Annotated in this window: 7 protein-coding genes; 2 read left to right on the top strand and 5 right to left on the bottom strand. The window is 42.9% G+C overall.

Going from position 1 to position 17,320, the window contains the following annotated elements; all coding sequences use genetic code 11:
* Positions 1–4: 4 nt before the first annotated feature.
* Together ESB13_RS03620 and ESB13_RS03615 are read left to right on the top strand one after the other, a co-directional pair.
* The gene (locus tag ESB13_RS03620) at positions 5–940 is read left to right on the top strand and encodes a hypothetical protein (RefSeq protein WP_129001662.1); all 936 of its coding nucleotides are present in this window, start codon (positions 5–7) and stop codon (positions 938–940) included.
* Between the two features lie 31 nt (positions 941–971).
* Positions 972–1,946 (top strand): hypothetical protein, encoded by a 975-nt coding sequence (locus tag ESB13_RS03615; RefSeq protein WP_129001661.1) that lies wholly within the window; start codon positions 972–974, stop codon positions 1,944–1,946.
* Between the two features lie 247 nt (positions 1,947–2,193).
* Here the strand turns inward: ESB13_RS03615 and ESB13_RS03610 are convergent, their stop codons facing one another.
* The 5 genes from ESB13_RS03610 to ESB13_RS03590 all read right to left on the bottom strand — a co-directional run bounded on the left by ESB13_RS03610 (position 2,194) and on the right by ESB13_RS03590 (position 17,316).
* The gene (locus ESB13_RS03610; protein WP_129001660.1) at positions 2,194–2,928 is read right to left on the bottom strand and encodes a hypothetical protein; all 735 of its coding nucleotides are present in this window, start codon (positions 2,926–2,928) and stop codon (positions 2,194–2,196) included.
* Positions 2,921–3,691: a hypothetical protein gene (locus tag ESB13_RS03605; RefSeq protein WP_129001659.1), complete on the bottom strand. Its 771-nt coding sequence runs from the start codon at positions 3,689–3,691 to the stop codon at positions 2,921–2,923. The genes ESB13_RS03610 and ESB13_RS03605 overlap by 8 nt, the downstream gene beginning before the upstream one ends.
* Before the next feature lie 709 nt (positions 3,692–4,400).
* Positions 4,401–13,076, bottom strand: coding sequence for an RHS repeat domain-containing protein (locus ESB13_RS03600; protein WP_129001658.1), 8,676 nt, complete (start codon positions 13,074–13,076; stop codon positions 4,401–4,403).
* A 5-nt stretch (positions 13,077–13,081) separates the two neighbouring features.
* Positions 13,082–13,804, bottom strand: coding sequence for a LolA family protein (locus ESB13_RS03595; RefSeq protein ID WP_129001657.1), 723 nt, complete (start codon positions 13,802–13,804; stop codon positions 13,082–13,084).
* 2 nt (positions 13,805–13,806) lie between these two features.
* Complete coding sequence (locus ESB13_RS03590; protein WP_129001656.1) at positions 13,807–17,316, bottom strand: hypothetical protein; 3,510 nt, start codon at positions 17,314–17,316, stop codon at positions 13,807–13,809.
* Between the last annotated feature and the right edge of the window lie 4 nt (positions 17,317–17,320).

The raw sequence follows: 17,320 nt of genomic DNA, 5'->3' as shown, positions 1-17,320 counted from the left end.
GGTCATGAGAAAACATCTTCTTATTTCATCCCTATCTCTTTTCTTCTTTGGTCATTGTTTTTGCCAGAATGTATTTCCCGATACTGGCAATGTGGGTGTGGGGACGTTGGCGCCGGAGAATTTATTGGAAGTTCATGGCCCCGTACTCATAACTAATGGAGCAGTGCGATTTCAAGCACCTGATACAAGTAAGGGAATTCAGCTTGAGTTAAGTACGGTTAGCAATTATGTAGTGATAAACGGCGGATCGCTGGCTCCTAAAACAGATATGGGGCAAGATCTTAGCACGGGACAATGGCGTTTCAGGGATGCCTGGTTTGGCACGGGCATTAATTTAAACGCCAGCGCTTTTATCAACGGCAGTGATTACAATGGTATTATATTGGGTAAAGACAGTAATTCGGTTATGGGATTAATAAAATATCCGGACAGGACGGCAGGCATCTGGCGATCGCAGGGGCAAGCCTTTTCAATAGGCACAACGAATAGCGATCTATTTTCTGCATCTGTTTTTCAAACACATTTCTATACATCGGGCGATGGCAATGTGGGAATCAATACCGTTTCACCTTCTGAAAAGCTATCGGTAAACGGTAATATCATAACAAAAAGAATTAAAGTGAACCTGCAGGCAGCTGACTGGGCAGATCATGTTTTTGAAAGAAGTTACCGTTTGCTACCTGTCAGCGATCTGAAACAATACATTAAGGACAACGGGCATCTGGCAGATGTACCTTCAGCAAAGGAGACAGAACATGCTGCATTAAACATTGGCAATAACCTGTCGGTATTGCTTCGTAAAATAGAAGAATTAACACTTTACCTTATTCAGCAGCAGCAGGCGCTTGAGCAACTGAAACAAGATGCCGACATGGAACAGCAGCTACTGCTGGAGAAAATCCGGAAGATGCGCTCGCTGGTAAACAGAATTTCAGCGTAATAAATATTTTCAACCTATCCTTTATATTGTTATGAAAATACTATCCTTTCTTTCTTTACTTATTATCAATGTTATTTACTGCAACCTGAAGGCGCAAAATGTATTTCCGGCCAATGGCAATGTTGGTATAGGCACAACCTATCCGATTGTGAAGCTTGAAGTAGCAGGTAATATGCTTATACACAACAATGGTTATCTCGCGTTTCGCAAATCGGCGTCGGATCCAATAGGACCAAGACTTGATATCTCCGGTAATGGCTTATACCTCCATTTAGGCGGACTGGGTTTAATAGCCAGGAACGACAATGTGCAGGACCTGGGATCTGCCAGCTTCCGGTTCCAGCGTTTATGGTTAGGCAGGGACATGTATGTGGGGCAAAGCGTTTATGTTAATTCACCGGGTAATTCGGGTGTGATTGTTGACGGGAACAATTTATCCCGTGTAGGATTTATGAGGTATCCCGGAAAAGGTGGTGGTATATGGCGTGTGGCAAACCAGGAGTTTGAAATTGGCAGGACAAATACCAATACATTACCGGGCAACCCGACGGTATTTACTACAGATGTTTATGTAAGCGGAACCGGCAATGTTGGAATAGGCACCAAGAAGCCCAGTGAAAAGCTTTCGGTAAACGGGACCATCATTGCCAAGAGTATAAAAGTAAAAATGACATCTGCCGACTGGGCGGACTATGTTTTTGATTCTTCGTACCGGCTGATGCCTCTTGCGGAGGTTAGCAGTTTCATCAAACAAAACAAACATTTGCCTGATGTTCCATCTGCCAAGGAAGTTGAGAAACAAGGGGTTGACGTTGGTTTGACGCAGTCTTTGCTGTTGAAGAAAATAGAGGAGCTTACTTTGTATATGATCGGGCAACAGGAGCAGATAGATGCAGAAAAGCAGAAAATTGCCGAACGGAATAAGACATTACGGGAAGAGGTAAAGCGGCTGGAGGAACAGTTGAAGGAGACGAAGAAGGAAGTGACCGTTGAAGGGCGCTTTTAGGTACGTCTTAAGCGGCTATTTAAAGCGTAGTTTTTCGTAGATATTTTTTTTGATATCCTGCTTGTTTTGCCATCAAATTAAGTTCCCGTAAGATATAATGAAAGGAACGGGAGCTCCTATGACAAAAGTCATATTCCTAGCATCGGATACAGCTTTTGGGTATTGGACGGCGGAATTAACCAAACATGCCCATAATACCACTTGTGATGGGATTATGGGCATGTTTTTAAAGATCTTACAAGCCGTATTATTGGAGAGACAGCAGTTCCCGTTTCAGGCGTTTGTTCTGCTCGTCCAGCTCTTTGTTTTCTTTATCGAGTTCGATGAGATAGAGGCTTATTTCTTCCAGCTTTTCAAGCAATACTTTCTGCGTAGCTCCTATATCGGCTGCAGCTGCTTCTACCTCTGCCGCATTGGGGACACCGGGAAGATGAGCATGTTTTTCGATAAAGCCTGCCAGTTGTAATAAAGGCATACGCTTGTAATTCTTTTCGAAGACATAATCGGGCCAGCCAGTTACTTTCACCAATGTTTTACGTGCCAGAATATTACCATTTACAGCTAAACGGGCCTGATGTGAACGCAGTCCAATACTTATATTACCATTAGGCTGCACCCACATTACCTCGTAACCATTATAGGAGCAAAAGACCATATCTCCTTCCTTTACGTTGTTGCCTCTGAAAAAGCCAATGGCACCATTAGTTGTGCTATAAAAAGAATGTTCGATCCAAAATGGCCTGGGGCGGGCATACCAGTCGCCCGTCCTGACATTTAAATTTGTGCCCCATCCGTTATTATTACCCTCCGGCAGACGTGCGAGAATCATACTTATTTGTTCATCGCCTGTAGGTTTCACATCAAGCGGTGCCTGGGGTGTTGTGGTACCTATACCTACATAGCCGCTATCGGGGAAATGATTCTGTGCATTCGCATTAACGCAAAAAGCGATGAACACGAAAAGAATGATCTTCTTAATCATGTTTTACTGCTTTATTATTTTCCCTGAATTGGGTGATCAGCAATTGTAACTCTTCATTCTCCTTTTTTATAGCCTCATTGTTCTTTTTAATGTTGATGAGGTGGAGGGTCATTTCTTCTATTTTTTTCAGCAGGAGTTTCTGCATTTCACCTACATCGAGTCCCTGCTGCTCTACGGTAGCGGCGTCGGGGATTTCGGGGAGGTGTTTTTCTTTTTCAAGATACTGTTCGAGTTGAGGTAGCGGCATCAATGCGTACGTTGAGTCGAACACGTAATCGGGCCATCCTTTTAAGGAGACTTTCAGTCCTTTGGCGTGGATATCGCCGTTGACGGCGAGTTTGGCTGTTGGGTTATCGGTTCCGATACCGACATTTCCGTTGGGATCGATACGCATTGCTTCGCCAGCGAGGCCGGTGGTAAACGTCATGAAGCCGCCTAGTACGCTACTGCCCCGGTGGAAGTTGATAGCCGAATTAAAGTTTCCACTTTGCCAATACTCCAGCGAGAATGATTTAGCCGTAAGCGTGTTGGTATTTCCTTTACGGATGCCGAGCCAGGTGCCACTACCGGTGTCGGTAGAAGAGGCCAGTCGACCAAGGACCACGGATACCTTTTCCGGTTCTGTGTTAGCGACGTCGAGCAGCACAGCGGGCGTAGTAGTACCAATACCGACGTTGCCTGTAGCGGGAAAAGTGTTTTGAGAGAATGCTGTTGTATACAAACAGATACAGCAGACTGCAAGGGTTGTTATAAGGGTTTTCATAAATGCTTAAAAAGGGTTAAGAGAAATTTAATTTATCAAAATTAAAGCAAATATTTTATTATAAAAGTATATTAAAAAACATAAAAAATCCTTCTCCGAAGAAGAGACAAACTCTTGTTCAAATTTTCAATATTATCCATCACCTCCGCTTCAGGCACGATATTTCCAAAGAAAATACCTGGCACTCTTGATTTACCCATTTTTCAGATTCTGTTAAAGCCATTTTTTTTGCATTCACCACAAGATGCTAAAAAAGCCGTTGTAAAAACTAATAATTTTCTTGCTTTCATAAATTACTATTTCAAACCCGCTTTGTCAAGCGACTGCAGTCACTGTCTCGATCGTGTAAAAACAGGATTAGTTTAGAAATCTGCAATTACGATTCACACACTCCGTGCTAATTCTGATTTCATTTATTAATCCATCATCTCTACCCGTGCTTTTTTCTGCCCCCTTTTGTTTTCAACAGCTTTAAAAACTGCCAGAAAAACCAAAACGGCAACCCCTAGACCAATTATCGAATAAAGCAATCTTATTTTATTTCTATAATACATTATAATTACAACCAACAGATGGAGTATTATCGACAAGAAAAACAAAACCAAGAAAAACAAATCGCCTCCCGACTTACCCCAAGACATGTACAAAAAAACAGAGAAATAAGAAAAAGAAATAAGAAAATTAAACAATATAATAAAAAGCATTTCAATTACATTTTATCATTAAAAACCTTCCTCAAATATTTCATATAACTGCTTTTCCCTTTCGTATCTATTCCACCTGGATACAGTTTTTTATATGCATCAAATGCCTGTTGAGTTCGCAGTTCAATAACAATTTTAGACAGATCATTATTATGCAATCCATGCCCCCCACTATCCTTCAACCACTGGCCAAACGGCTTAGGGAAAAAATCATCAGGAGCAAGCAATTGAGGCATAAATTCCGGCAAATTGACATTTGCATCAGCAGAAGGGTCTTTTCTTGAGCCAGAATTAAATCTATTACCGAATGCTCCTGCGAATTGCACAACATCAAGACTATTATAAAAGCTCAAATACACCCCTCCGTGGCCTGCATCACTACGAAAATCTGTCCTTTGTGGGGTTTCAATATTTATTATATCAACCGTCCACCCTGCTTTGATCAACATATTTCTCAGAACCTTATTTACATTCCCGCCGTGACTATGTCCAATTAAAGTTGCATGTTTTAAATCACGATAAGGGTTTTTATCAGAAGTAAGAAAGTTGAAAAAAGCATTTGCCGCTTCAATTCTAGCTTCGCTTTTATTAGCGCCAGACCAATTACCAAAGTACGCATTTTTCTGCACCTTATCCCATCCCGTCGCATGAAGCATATTTTTTACAAACCTGGAATCGAAAGTCGACTTGTCCGAAAATGTACCATGAACAAATAAAGCTTCTGCACCATCTAAGTCCACAGCCTGCAAAGGAGTATTAGACGCAAATTGATAAGGAGTTAATTCCGGATACTTACTCATAAGTGGATCCACACTGAGAAATCTACCCAGTCTTGGATCGTAAATTCTCATACCATAATCCTGCTGATTACCATCGCCTTTGATCTCATTGTCATTCTCCTTACCATTAAATCCATATCGATAAACTGCTGCATTATAATTTCTTCCCGGCATAATCATTCCAAATGGATAATAGTCCTGTGCAGATACTACATCTGCTACATATGAGTCCGCGAAACTATTATTTGAAGTAATGCCCAATTTTTTATCGGAAACAGCCGCAAGAATATTACCCAGGTGATTGGATAATTCAAAGAGCTTATTACCGCGTACAAATGTAGGATTATCGATCAAATCCAGTTTTTTCTGCCAAGAGAGCGTCATATCGTTATCCAACTTCAAAACCCCTAAACGACCGGTGCCGTATAGATGCACTTCTGTCTGGCTTAAATTGCCACTGTTGACAGAAGACTCACCGGACTGATAAATACTTAACACATTACCTCGTATATCTCTTACGTACCATGTAACTTTATTACCCACGGCCTTACAAATACGGTTTCCAAATGCATCATAGGAATATCTAATGAGGACATTATCCTCTTTTTTGATACTGACTATTTTCCCGTAGACATTCCATGTAATAGCGCTACCTCCTTCATGTGTAAGGTTACCTATTGAATCATAAGTATAGTAACCTGCTGACTGTCCTTCGATATCTGTTGTGTAAGCAGTATCAGGTGCAGAGTCGTCTATATGATCCAGTCTATTTTTTCCAGGCACATAATGATAGGCTAACCTATCCATTGCCGGCACACCAGTAGCTTTAGCAAAGCCATTACGGTCGTAACTTATGATATTCCCATTAGCATCATAAGTGATACCCTCGTGGTATTCGTTTTCTACGTTATTACTCCTGCCCTTTGTAAGTGTATTCCAGTTACCTGAGGCTGATTTCCAGGCATCCATTTGTACCAGGCGGTTCAACTGGTCGTATTTGTAGTTATACCATAGCGGCTTATCCAGTTTTGATACATTTACTCCCATTCCGCTGATATTACCATTATAAAGCGGCCTGTATTCATCGCCAAGCTGGCCAGGAACAGTAAGATCGGAGAGGCCTGCAACCAAGGGCTTATAATCTGTTTTATTATAATGCAGGACATAGCTAAACTCATCTTTTGCCGGGGTAGTAGTTGATGTTCCATCTGTAGAAATCAGATTTGTTGCGGAACTGTTACAGAGCGTAGCATTCGCATCTATCAGGGCATCCATGTCTTCGCTATTGCTATCGAACCCGTCTTCGAACGATATTGTAACCCTGGCCTTATATACTGGTGGGCCATTAGGTACACGTGCATTTACGATCAGATCATTTACTGCACTTCCGTCTGAGCAGGTTTCTCCATTGCCACCGGTCAGGAGCAGGCCGGGATTGACGGCCTTGATCCAGCCCTGCAACGTATAGGCATAGTCGATTCCCTGCACCTGTTGTTGCCCTAAGACTACCCTGGACAAAGGTCCGTGGCTATAGTAGCTATACCTGGCATCATTATCCCAATTTACACTGTCACGGCTGGTTTCTACATTTACCAGCCTGTTTTCGGCATCGTAGCTGTACCTATGGTAGAACGCATCGATCTGACCGGGTTGATAAGCCACATGATTGACTTTTCCGCTAACAAGGTCATAACGGTAAACAATCTTTTTAAACTGACTAGCGCCACCCTTCATCAGGTCGTTATTATAATTCTGCAACAGGGTATCTACGTTACCATGAACATCGTAGCTATAATAAGTAGCATTATTGTAGCTATTTGTTGTTAAGTCTGCATAGGTGTCATAAACCGCGGAGAAGGAGACCCTGTTACGAAGGTTTGCAGGCTTGAAGTCGTACTCTGTAGGGATATAAGGTAAGTCGTAGACCGTCCGTGTGACCTGCTCACGACTATTTGCAGAACGCGTCAACCAACCTTTTAGCTCTACATCATTCCTGCTCTTGTTGTCATTCATCAGTTCCGCTGATGCCAACTGACCTACTTCCGTAATACGTCCGATAGCATCATATAGCGTATAACTATACTTATTATATCTTATTTGTTCGGCATTCTGGGATAATGTCAGTCTGCCTAACCTGTCGTACCAGAACCTGCTACTGCCTGCATCAGGTGAATTCTGAGCGACAACCTGATTTAGGGAGTTATACCTGTAGCGTGTTGCTTTTACATGGTCTGGCCTTTTTGCGGCACCATTGGTTTCGACGAGGCGGTGCACCTCTTTTAACCAGGCGGGATCACGATTTGGTTTTACGTCGTTGGGAGCAATCGTTTGAACAAGGTTTCCGGCCTGATCGTAGTAATACAGGGTATAGTGATACTCATTTGCATTATGTGCTACAGTGAAATCTTCGTACTGAATCGCCGTCATACATTTTGCGAGGTAAGCGGAATCGAATTTACCATAGAGAGAATCACGAATGATTTTATATCGCTCTGTTGCAACATTTACGGCGTAGAAAGTACTGTCGGTGCAATTGGTATATTGCGGAATTACTGCTTCGGGGAAAACCGGCTCTGATCTGCCGCAAAGCATACGAGATTCGGATTTGGCATTTTCGCAGTAAGCAAGGCTTTCTCCAACAGATCTGTTATTCGCAATCACTGAAATCGTTCTCATACCGCCAGTAAGCATTGCATCTACTCTGGGAGTCGCAAACTGGTTTATTCCAACAAACGTACCCATGTAACCAGAATAGACAGTAGAATCTAAACATGCTGCATGAAAACTATCATCCAATCTCACAAAAAATGGTTGAGCAGCTGGAGTAGTACTATTACCAACTAAGGCAAAACTACCATCGGCATTCTGTAACATATAACCAGATACTTCATTCCCTGGTATGTTCAGTGATTTACTGTAATCCCTGCCAGTACTAGTGAGAGTTTGGAAACGGAGATCGTTAGAAACCATTGATGTAGACTTAACAATGATCAAGTCTTTATTGGGCAACACAGTGGCGCTAAATTCTGAAGGAGTTTCGTCATCGGACCAATACCTTCCATATGATTCAACCGATTTAAAATATCCCGTCTTATCGACTTTTAATATCGACAAGCCAGGCCGGTTCGTCTTATGGACTGAATCAATTGTATTTAAACTGGTTATACGATAGCCGTTGGGCATAACATCCAGGCTACGTAGTGTGCTATTGATATTACCTATATCATAAATAGAAAAGCCTGCACCATCACCGTTAGATGTTAAAAACCGATACAACGCAACCATAGAATTATTCCCCAGAAACCAATAAGGGTTAGCTTTAATACTAGACGCAGCAACAACTATAGTATCTCCATCCTGCGCAATGCGGCCACCATAATCGCTAAAATTACTCCCAACCTGTTTTATCCATATAGGGTCACCATTGCTTTTCAGTCGCGCAACAAGGGTATTACCTATTGTGTCAGCGGATTGATATTCTCCAACGATTGCATACCCATCCTCATCAGTACCTTTAACTGTAGTAATATCGACCCCCTTTTCTCCTGTGCTTGTATAAGACATCGTTTTACTCCATACAACATCACCATTTTCATCCAGTTTCACCAGCCAGGCTTCAGTAGCGCTTCTAACTGTTCCGCTGCTACTTCTTGCCCAACCTCCCTGGTTAAAAGATGAGGTAGTACCTATAGCCGCCAATCCACCGTCTACGCCCTTTATCACTTTTGAAAAATAATCCTTTCCGGTTCCTCCATAATCTTTCGCCCAAAGCACCTTGCCGTTTTTATCGGTTTTTGCCACGAATGCATTCATATCGTCCGCGGGAGAAACAGTATAGCCTGCCATAATAAACGCATTGTCATCTGTAGTGAACACGCTTTTAATAACGGTTTCTTTCGATCCTGCGATAGTGAACCTTTTAACAACCCCAAAGTCCAAATCTCCTCCTTTGCAACTATCCATAAACTGAAGATACTCCCAGGCTTGTTTTGAAAACCCGAGACGGCTGTTCATGAAATTTTCGAACAACCTGTTTTTCACATCCTGGATAGAATCTACTTCAACCCCTATTACGGGCGTAATAGCCGGATATTTAGCAGTAAAAAGCGTGTAGAGATCATTCACTTTTTCACAGGGCACACATACATCACCTGTATAACATTGGAATACCGGTGGAATAGACACCGTTTTTTCAGCATAAGTACATGTTGACGCCTGATTATTACAAATATCTATAAATGTAGTAAGGTCAACATCTGAGATGTAAGTACCCGTGGTTCTTGCGAGATAGGTTGAAAAACTTTCGCCGACCTTTTTGTTCTGATTATATTGATACTGGTAGTTCGCCAGCTTCGCGCGCACACATTCGTCTGGTCTGGTATAACTAACCTGGGAATAGGCGCCTTGTTTATCAAATGGCATCGGAGCGGTAAACACATCTGCATTACATTGCAGGTCCCCCTCGGCGATACCGAGCCTCCTGTTATATTCTTTAATTACATCTTCAAAGCTTGCATAAGTATTGGTGCTATCAGGGCTTATATTCCTTGATCCCATTGTATGGTTTTGATCGGCCCCTTTACGGCATACTTTTACGAGCTCCTCTATTATTTCTGTTCTTACCTGATCGTAACGGCTACAAGGAGCCATTTGCCGCATCCACATGCTTGCATAGGCACGACAGTTATTTTCATATTCCTGTGCCATTGCGGCCTTTAAAACTGTTGCAGACTGGGTTGGATTATTTGTGCTTAAAAGATCACCCATCCCGCTTTGAGAAAGCGCTGCTGCCGCTGTATTGAAATGGACTGTATATCCTTTGTCAGACAAGTCTTTCGCCGCCGGCTTTCCTGCGCAGTTGGCGTCAATCAACATTTGCTGGATATAATCGTTTTTCAGCTGAATGTATAACTGCCTGTATATGCGCCAGGCCATATCTTTATCGCCGGCACACATGGATGCGTCGAATGCACTGCCAGGGCTTCTATACTTTTTCGCGGCATTGTCTTTATCAGCATTGGCCATTACGGCGATTGTCGCCATATTCCATAAACTTATATTATACCCCTCATTGTCTTTCATATAAGCTGCTATCTTGCTGTTCACTTTTACCTTTAATGCATCACTTAACGGATCTCTATTCTTATCTACAATGGGGAAGCGGGAAAATTCGGAACTGATATAACCGCTGGGATTGAGATAACCAGAATCGAACGCCTCCTGGTAGGTATCGATTGTCTCTGCTTTTATGTTCCAGGCTAATGATGCTCTGTTCTTTTCGTACTCAAGAAGCTTACAATATTCCGGGTGATAAGGCAATAAAGTTTCTGCCCAGCTTTTATTGAATTTAGCAGCAAACTGCGTCACATTCAGATCATGTGGTGTTACCCAGGTTTCACTCTCCTCATCATATACTTTATCTGCACTTCCTTCCTGATTTGTATAATAGAGCGCAGTGTTTTTATAAATTGGAAGCGTTTGCGCAATAGTATCGATATAGAAGATAGAATAGGGATCATCTATATTATTAATATTCGCATACTGCCCGGAGGGTGGCGTCATATCGGCCACCATGGCATTATGCAACTCATCGGCTTCCGTTATCACTTCACAAAGGCGGTTACAGCGGTCATTCGCCTCTTTCCAGGCCACCCATGCTTCGCCACGATGCGCAGCTGTATCGCTTAATTCCACTCCAGCCTTTTGCAGATAGGATGCTCTAAAGTCATTCCATTCTCCCAATTGCTGTTTGCAGCTTTCGCAATCCGGAATACATTCACCAGTGATCTGCAGGGTACGTTCTTCTTTTGCTAATTCCTCGATTGTTTTGAATGCGTTCTTTTTCACAAACACGCTATCTCGGTAGTAGTCAAGTGCGTATTGGCTTACTGAGAGCTTTTTGGTTACGACATAACTGCCTTCATCCAGGTTCAGGCTAAACTCTTCTATAAACTTTTCAGCGCCTTTGCTGCAATCGGCATTAAGCCCCTGATTATTTTCCAATGAGAAATTGCGCCTGATACGTTTAAACGGTGCGCCTCCCAGTTTCTGATTGTTACAATCGTCGGTGATCGTGATTTCCAGATCATAAAGACAATCGTAACATGAGGCAGACTGATCGTAATTCAGCATCCTCAGTGTATCCGGGTCGAGTTTATAGCTGAAATTATAGGAACCTGGCTCGGTTACGTGAAGCACTTTCTGGCTTTCCATAGATAGCCCTTTGATGGTATTTCCGCTGGGCCCACCAATGGTTTCGACAGCATCTTCGCTGACATTTGAAATTAACGGCTGCAATTTGATGCTATCAGGAACATTACCAGCCAGCGCTGTGGCAATAACATGTCCCCGCATATCGAGGTAGCTTATACTATATTGTCCATTTGCATCTCTAACCATATTTTTCACGTAATGAGCCGCATCGCCCACGTCGGTGCCAAACAACGCATATAGTTCATTCTTATCGGGTGAGCCACCATAATAGTATTTTGTTTCGTGGCCGCTTCCCAACTGGTAGTCTGGTCCTACCCCACCCTGACGGCTGATCTTACCGGTATTATCGGGCGTATATTCTGTTTGTGAAAAAGGATATAAAGAAGCGTCCGGCAAAAATTTGTTATTGCCCTGGTTTTTGGCTGCGTTATCGGGAGAATAATACCTGGAGCTACCTGAAGTTTTAGCCATAGGCTCCGCTTTGGCGTTACAATAATAGTCGGGCGACGTAAGCAAGTCGTATTTGTCTTTATCGTATTCACCATTCAGCCCCATATTGAAATCGCGGGTAAACCTGATCACTCTATCAAGGGAAGGCGTTGGAAGCACCTGTATTACTGCGCGTCCCTGGTAATCGTAAAAGCTTTCTCCAATAATGGTCGTATCAGAGGTGTTATCTTTCGTCACAACCTGTCTGCTACGCAAACTTCCATCAAAGTATTGGACCACAGTTTTTCGTTTTCCTTCTTCGGCGAAGCTGGTCGTAGCCTGCCAGTTCAATCCTGTTTCATGGCCTTCAAAAGCAAAAGCACCCAGTCCTTTAGTATCAGTACTGCTCCATTTTCCTTCAAGCCGGCCCGACCTTGCTTTTAGTTGTACCGGGCGGACTCTGAAAAACAGCATTCCTTTTCCATCGTACAGCAGTGGAATTTTATAAGAGGTAGCTGAGACTGTGACGCGACTCGCATTGTTAGTGAAGATAAGATCGGCATCCCAGGCATTATTTTTCTTTTTTAATGCCAATGCAGAACTATCTACATAAGTCCATTCCACATCATATACATCAATACCTGTTACTGCAGGCCATGTTACGGGCAGCTGATCAACAGCACCGGTCAATGACGCAGGATAAGACAAGGTTGTAACGACATCGTTATCATATGAGAACTTAAAGAGCGGGCGGATCTCCATTTTATTTTCAAGCTGAATCACATAAAGAACCCATGTAGCGGAGGGCGCTGTAACAGAGAGAATCCTCGCAGTAACTTCTCTTTTGCCTTCTGTAATATAACTGCTAACAGACTGGTATTTATCTTTTAACTGGTAATTGACCTTAAACTCTTTGTCAACAGAATCTATCAAGCCATTCGCATCTTTACTTACTATACGCACAAGTACTTTCACAGTAAAAGAATCCTGAAAATACCGGGTAGAAGATTCATTGATCTTCAGGCTAACAATATTTTTAACAGGATAGTCTGCTTCCATTTTAGCCCGCGTTTCGGCATTAAACACCGAAGCGTCTGAAACGCTACAGGTCTTCCCTTCAACGATTTCGTTACTGGCGCCATTCAGCAGCTTTTGAAATATGGTTGCCTGCTGCCCGTAGGAATCACTTCCTGCAAAGCAGAGAATTACCAGCAATAGCAGCATCCAACATAACCGTAAACTGATTTTTTGAGCACTCATGACGTTTATTTCAAATTAAGGGTTGTGTTATAAATTACATAGCCAGCATAATCTGCTGCAGGCGACAGCTCTTCTACATCCTGTTTTATAAAGCGGGCATCTTCGAAGATGCCTGTATCGAAAGGTTCACCACTACAATTACTATATGTAACTGTTACCTGCGCATAGTCCTCCGCCGGCGTATCATTTTTCTTAAGGTCGTCAGGCGCCTCTTCTGTTTTTATTTCATAAACTGCCTGGTGTATAAAGCCGGTTTTGGGATTCACCCGCAGCGTAACCGACTTATACGTGGAGCCTGGTGGTAAACTGATCTTCAACTCCTGAAGTTTCCCCATATCCGAGAGCGTTAATGCTGCACTATCTTTCAACAACAAACTATCCAGGAAAGCTGCCGGAGATGTTGTATTTACATTTCCGGAGGGCCGATTGGCAACCAGCATCATCTTTTCCTTATGAAACAACTGGATAAGATGCTTTTCATTAGCCACAGTTTCGGTGCTATCCAAAAAGACGCGATACCTGTTCTTACTCACATAGAAATGGCCATATAGCGAATCTATCACCTTCCCGGTTCCACCGGTATAAGTATATGCCATATCGAACTGTAAATAAGCTGGTGACGCATAAAACGCCTGTATCTTAAGCAACAAAGCACGAGGATTGTCACCGGCAGCAAACCCTATTGCGGCGAGGGTCATGCCAACAAGCGTGAAGATCAATTTTCTCATTATTATTCTTTTAACAGGGCGCTCCTGGTTTCCTTAATAGTTTGAATGCCTCTCTCTGTTTCCTTTTTCACGCGAATCAATGTGCCATCATCGTCATATTCGAAGAATGAAGCATAGTTGTTCTCATCCAGTTCTGCCATTAACCTGAGATTGACAGGATCATATACAAATGACTTCATATTCGCGTTATATGGATGGAGCCTGATATCGTCATAGAACACCCTGGTGCTACCGGTGGCCTGTAAACTGAACGCAAATGAAGTAGCGGTCTCAGGAAGTTCTATCACTTGTTCATAACGCTGCCAGCCTTCGATAATAGCTCCTGCAGGAGAACACACTACAGATTGGGCGCCACCACCGGCAAGCTGTACTGTAAGCAAAACATTGTTATCGGTGTAGCTGACTCCTTTACAAGGCTGTTCTTCTTTTACCCAGGCGCAGAATACCAATTTTGTATTTTTTACCGGTTTGAATATAGGAAGCAATGCATCTTTACCTGTACGAATGCCATCCAGTCCTCTTCCGGACGGAATACAATAGTTGCTATTATAATTGACAGCGAGGTTAAAAGTATCGGGCGCAGGAGCACTCACCTCAGCGCCGATAGTAATTGGTTGCTCCCTGGTTACCACTATTGCATATTTACCGGTATGCGCTGTTGAAGAAGTAAAAGCCGAGCGAACTGCACTAAAATCGATATGACGGGTGCCTGCGCATTCGTTATCACAGACTACGCCACCGAAGCCGTAATCTTCAAAGCCCTCAAAGGCATTTTCGCTATATCTGCCATTTTGAATTACAGCAATGGGCAACGTATTATTATAACCATATAAACCCGAGTTGTACCTGCCTAACGGGTCTTTGTTTTCCAATTCTGCACCGTTGTTATTGAACAGATTAATTGCAGCATTCCACACCCACCTGGTTGTATCGGCATTCACAGCGAGTTTGTTCACGCCAAAATTCCAATAGGGTGAAAAGTCGGCATAAGCGCCGGCACGGCGTATCTCGAGGTTGCTAAGCGGGTCAGCATTTTCACGATTTGTATAATAGAGCAGCGACTTCTCCGAACGCCAATTGCCTAACAGGCCGGTTACGTAGGGATTTACTACCGTATCAGTAACTGAGCTATAGCAAATAGTTGCGGTAGGATTTATTCTAACTATTACATCGTTTTCGATGGGATCGCCGCAGATATCAGAAAACACTTTGATATGATAAGTGCCCGCACTTGTAGTCACAGCTTTAAATGACGGGTTTTGTTGAAAACTTGCAAAGTTATCGGGCCCAGTCCATCTAAAAGGATTTTCCTGAAGTGTAGCCGGCAGATTCAGGACGGAAAGCCTGATAGTTTCTCCTATACAGTAACTGCTTTTATCGGCATATGCGATCTGGGCAGTACCATAGTCGAGCACCTTAATGGTTTGAACTGTGGCTGCACCACAATCGTCTTCTACTCTTATATCATAATTTTCATTGGCTCTTAATGTATAGGTGCCGCCAGAATTGGTACTGAACCGCCCTGTATTATTAGTTGCCAGATAGGGGCCAGTACCGCCTTGCCCCTCGGCGGCCAGTTTGTAAGTGTACTGACCATCTGACTTTGGTACACCTCCTGCGCCTACCGCCCAAATATTGCCTTGATCCAGTGGTTGCCTGGGGCATACCCAACCTATGGATTTTTTAACATCAACCGTTAACGGATTAGGGGTATATACAATCGTTTTTGAATTTTTATCGCCATAGTCCCAAACTGAGCCGGGAGCCGCAATAGCTATCCGGTAAGTGCCAGGTACTGTAATCTGAAATGAACCTCCGTTGTCAATTCTATTAGGGTAGAAAGATGTACCAGCTGGCGCCTCAACCATTTGATAGGAAACATTTGCGTTGGTATTACCGTAGTATCGGTACGATCCGTTCGGACTTACTTTCATTCCCTGGCAATTATCCTCCAGGCTGAAGTCAAATGAATAACGAAAGACATCCTTCTCCTCCAGAACAACCGGCAAATCATAGCTCCCGCACTCATCCGTCACTCGAAACAAATAGTTACCAGGAGTAAAATCAGGATTGCCGGGAATACTACTTAATATGATATCATAACTATAAGTAGCAGCTTTAACGATCATATCATAAGCATAAGCGGATTGACTGATAAGTTGAATTCTTGTTCCCGGACTAACACTTCCGCCATTCTGTTTCGTTAAATAAAACAACCCGGCACCATCATTTCCGTAGTGACCATTGTTATGATTTTTACCAAGGCTATAAGGGTTACCGGAAGAATTCCAGACATCCCAAGGCTCATCTTTAAGGTAATAGCCGCCATCCGCTGCTTGTACAGTTACCTGGTACTGCCCATATGGCAGGATCATTTGCTTACTTGTTGTAAGGGGATCACCTGCATTTATCGTATCCCTGAATTGTTGTAAGGTACTCTTGTTTTCATAAATAACGTGAACAGGATAACAGATAAGATCATCAATAAATCTTACAGAAATGGACGGAATAAACCCATTGCTGCAAACATCTGTAAACTCCAATGGGCACCAGGGGTCTGGAAATTTCCTATCGAATTGCACCTCCGTTCCGCATTCAAACTTTAAATAATAAGTCAGGCTTTTATCAAACAACGAAGACAGTGTCTGGCCGGTGGGCAATTGAAGCGTTTGATAGCTATCCGGACTACTCAAAAGCGCACGCTTATATGGAAGCTTCGGCTGATTTTCATACGAAACGGAATAAGAGAAATTAACATCCCGGGCCTGAACATAATTCAACCAATCCGAACCTGAAAAAGGAGGAGTTAATACAACACTTTTACAATCGTTATTCGAATTAGATGCACGCTGAACAAAATAAGTCGTGGACTGCGGCTCTATTTCGTTTATTATAAAAGACTGTGCGGGCGTAAGCTGGTTACAAGCATCCGTTATTGTTACAGAATAACTACCAGTAGCTAAATTATTGAGTGTTTGCCTGGTATTATCCGGGAATGTGAATGAAGTTTCGCCGGTGTAGCCCGGAGGTCCTACTATATTCAATTGAAAAGGGGGATTACTGCCTGTCACAACAACATTTGCCTGTCCATAGGCGCCACAAGGCAGGTTAGGCCTGTATTGAGCGATAGAAACAGATGGCGCAACATAAGTGCTGCCGGAAACCCTAACATCAACATACTTAACGGAGGATACATTATTACAAACAACCTCCACTTTAACTCTATACAGTCCTGGCAGCAGATTGTCAAAAACAGGAGACTTAACGGGAGGCACAACAGATCCGCCGGCATCAAGCGGTTCGAGACTGTATAATACATCGGTAAAATTTGTAACACCTGCGCCCGTTAATGTAACCGCTATTTTCCCGCTGGCCTTACAAACAGATGCTTCTGTGGTTGTAGTAATATTCCAATCGCATTGGGCATAAGCACGACCAGAACATAATATTGAAAGCAGCAATAGCAATACCAGGAGGCTGCTTTTATTTGGAGATGAAAAAACTGAGATCATTGTG

Origin of the sequence: Filimonas effusa (genome assembly GCF_004118675.1) — a bacterium.
GTDB classification, from domain to species: domain Bacteria; phylum Bacteroidota; class Bacteroidia; order Chitinophagales; family Chitinophagaceae; genus Filimonas; species Filimonas effusa.
This window is presented reverse-complemented; position numbering and strand designations above follow the sequence as displayed.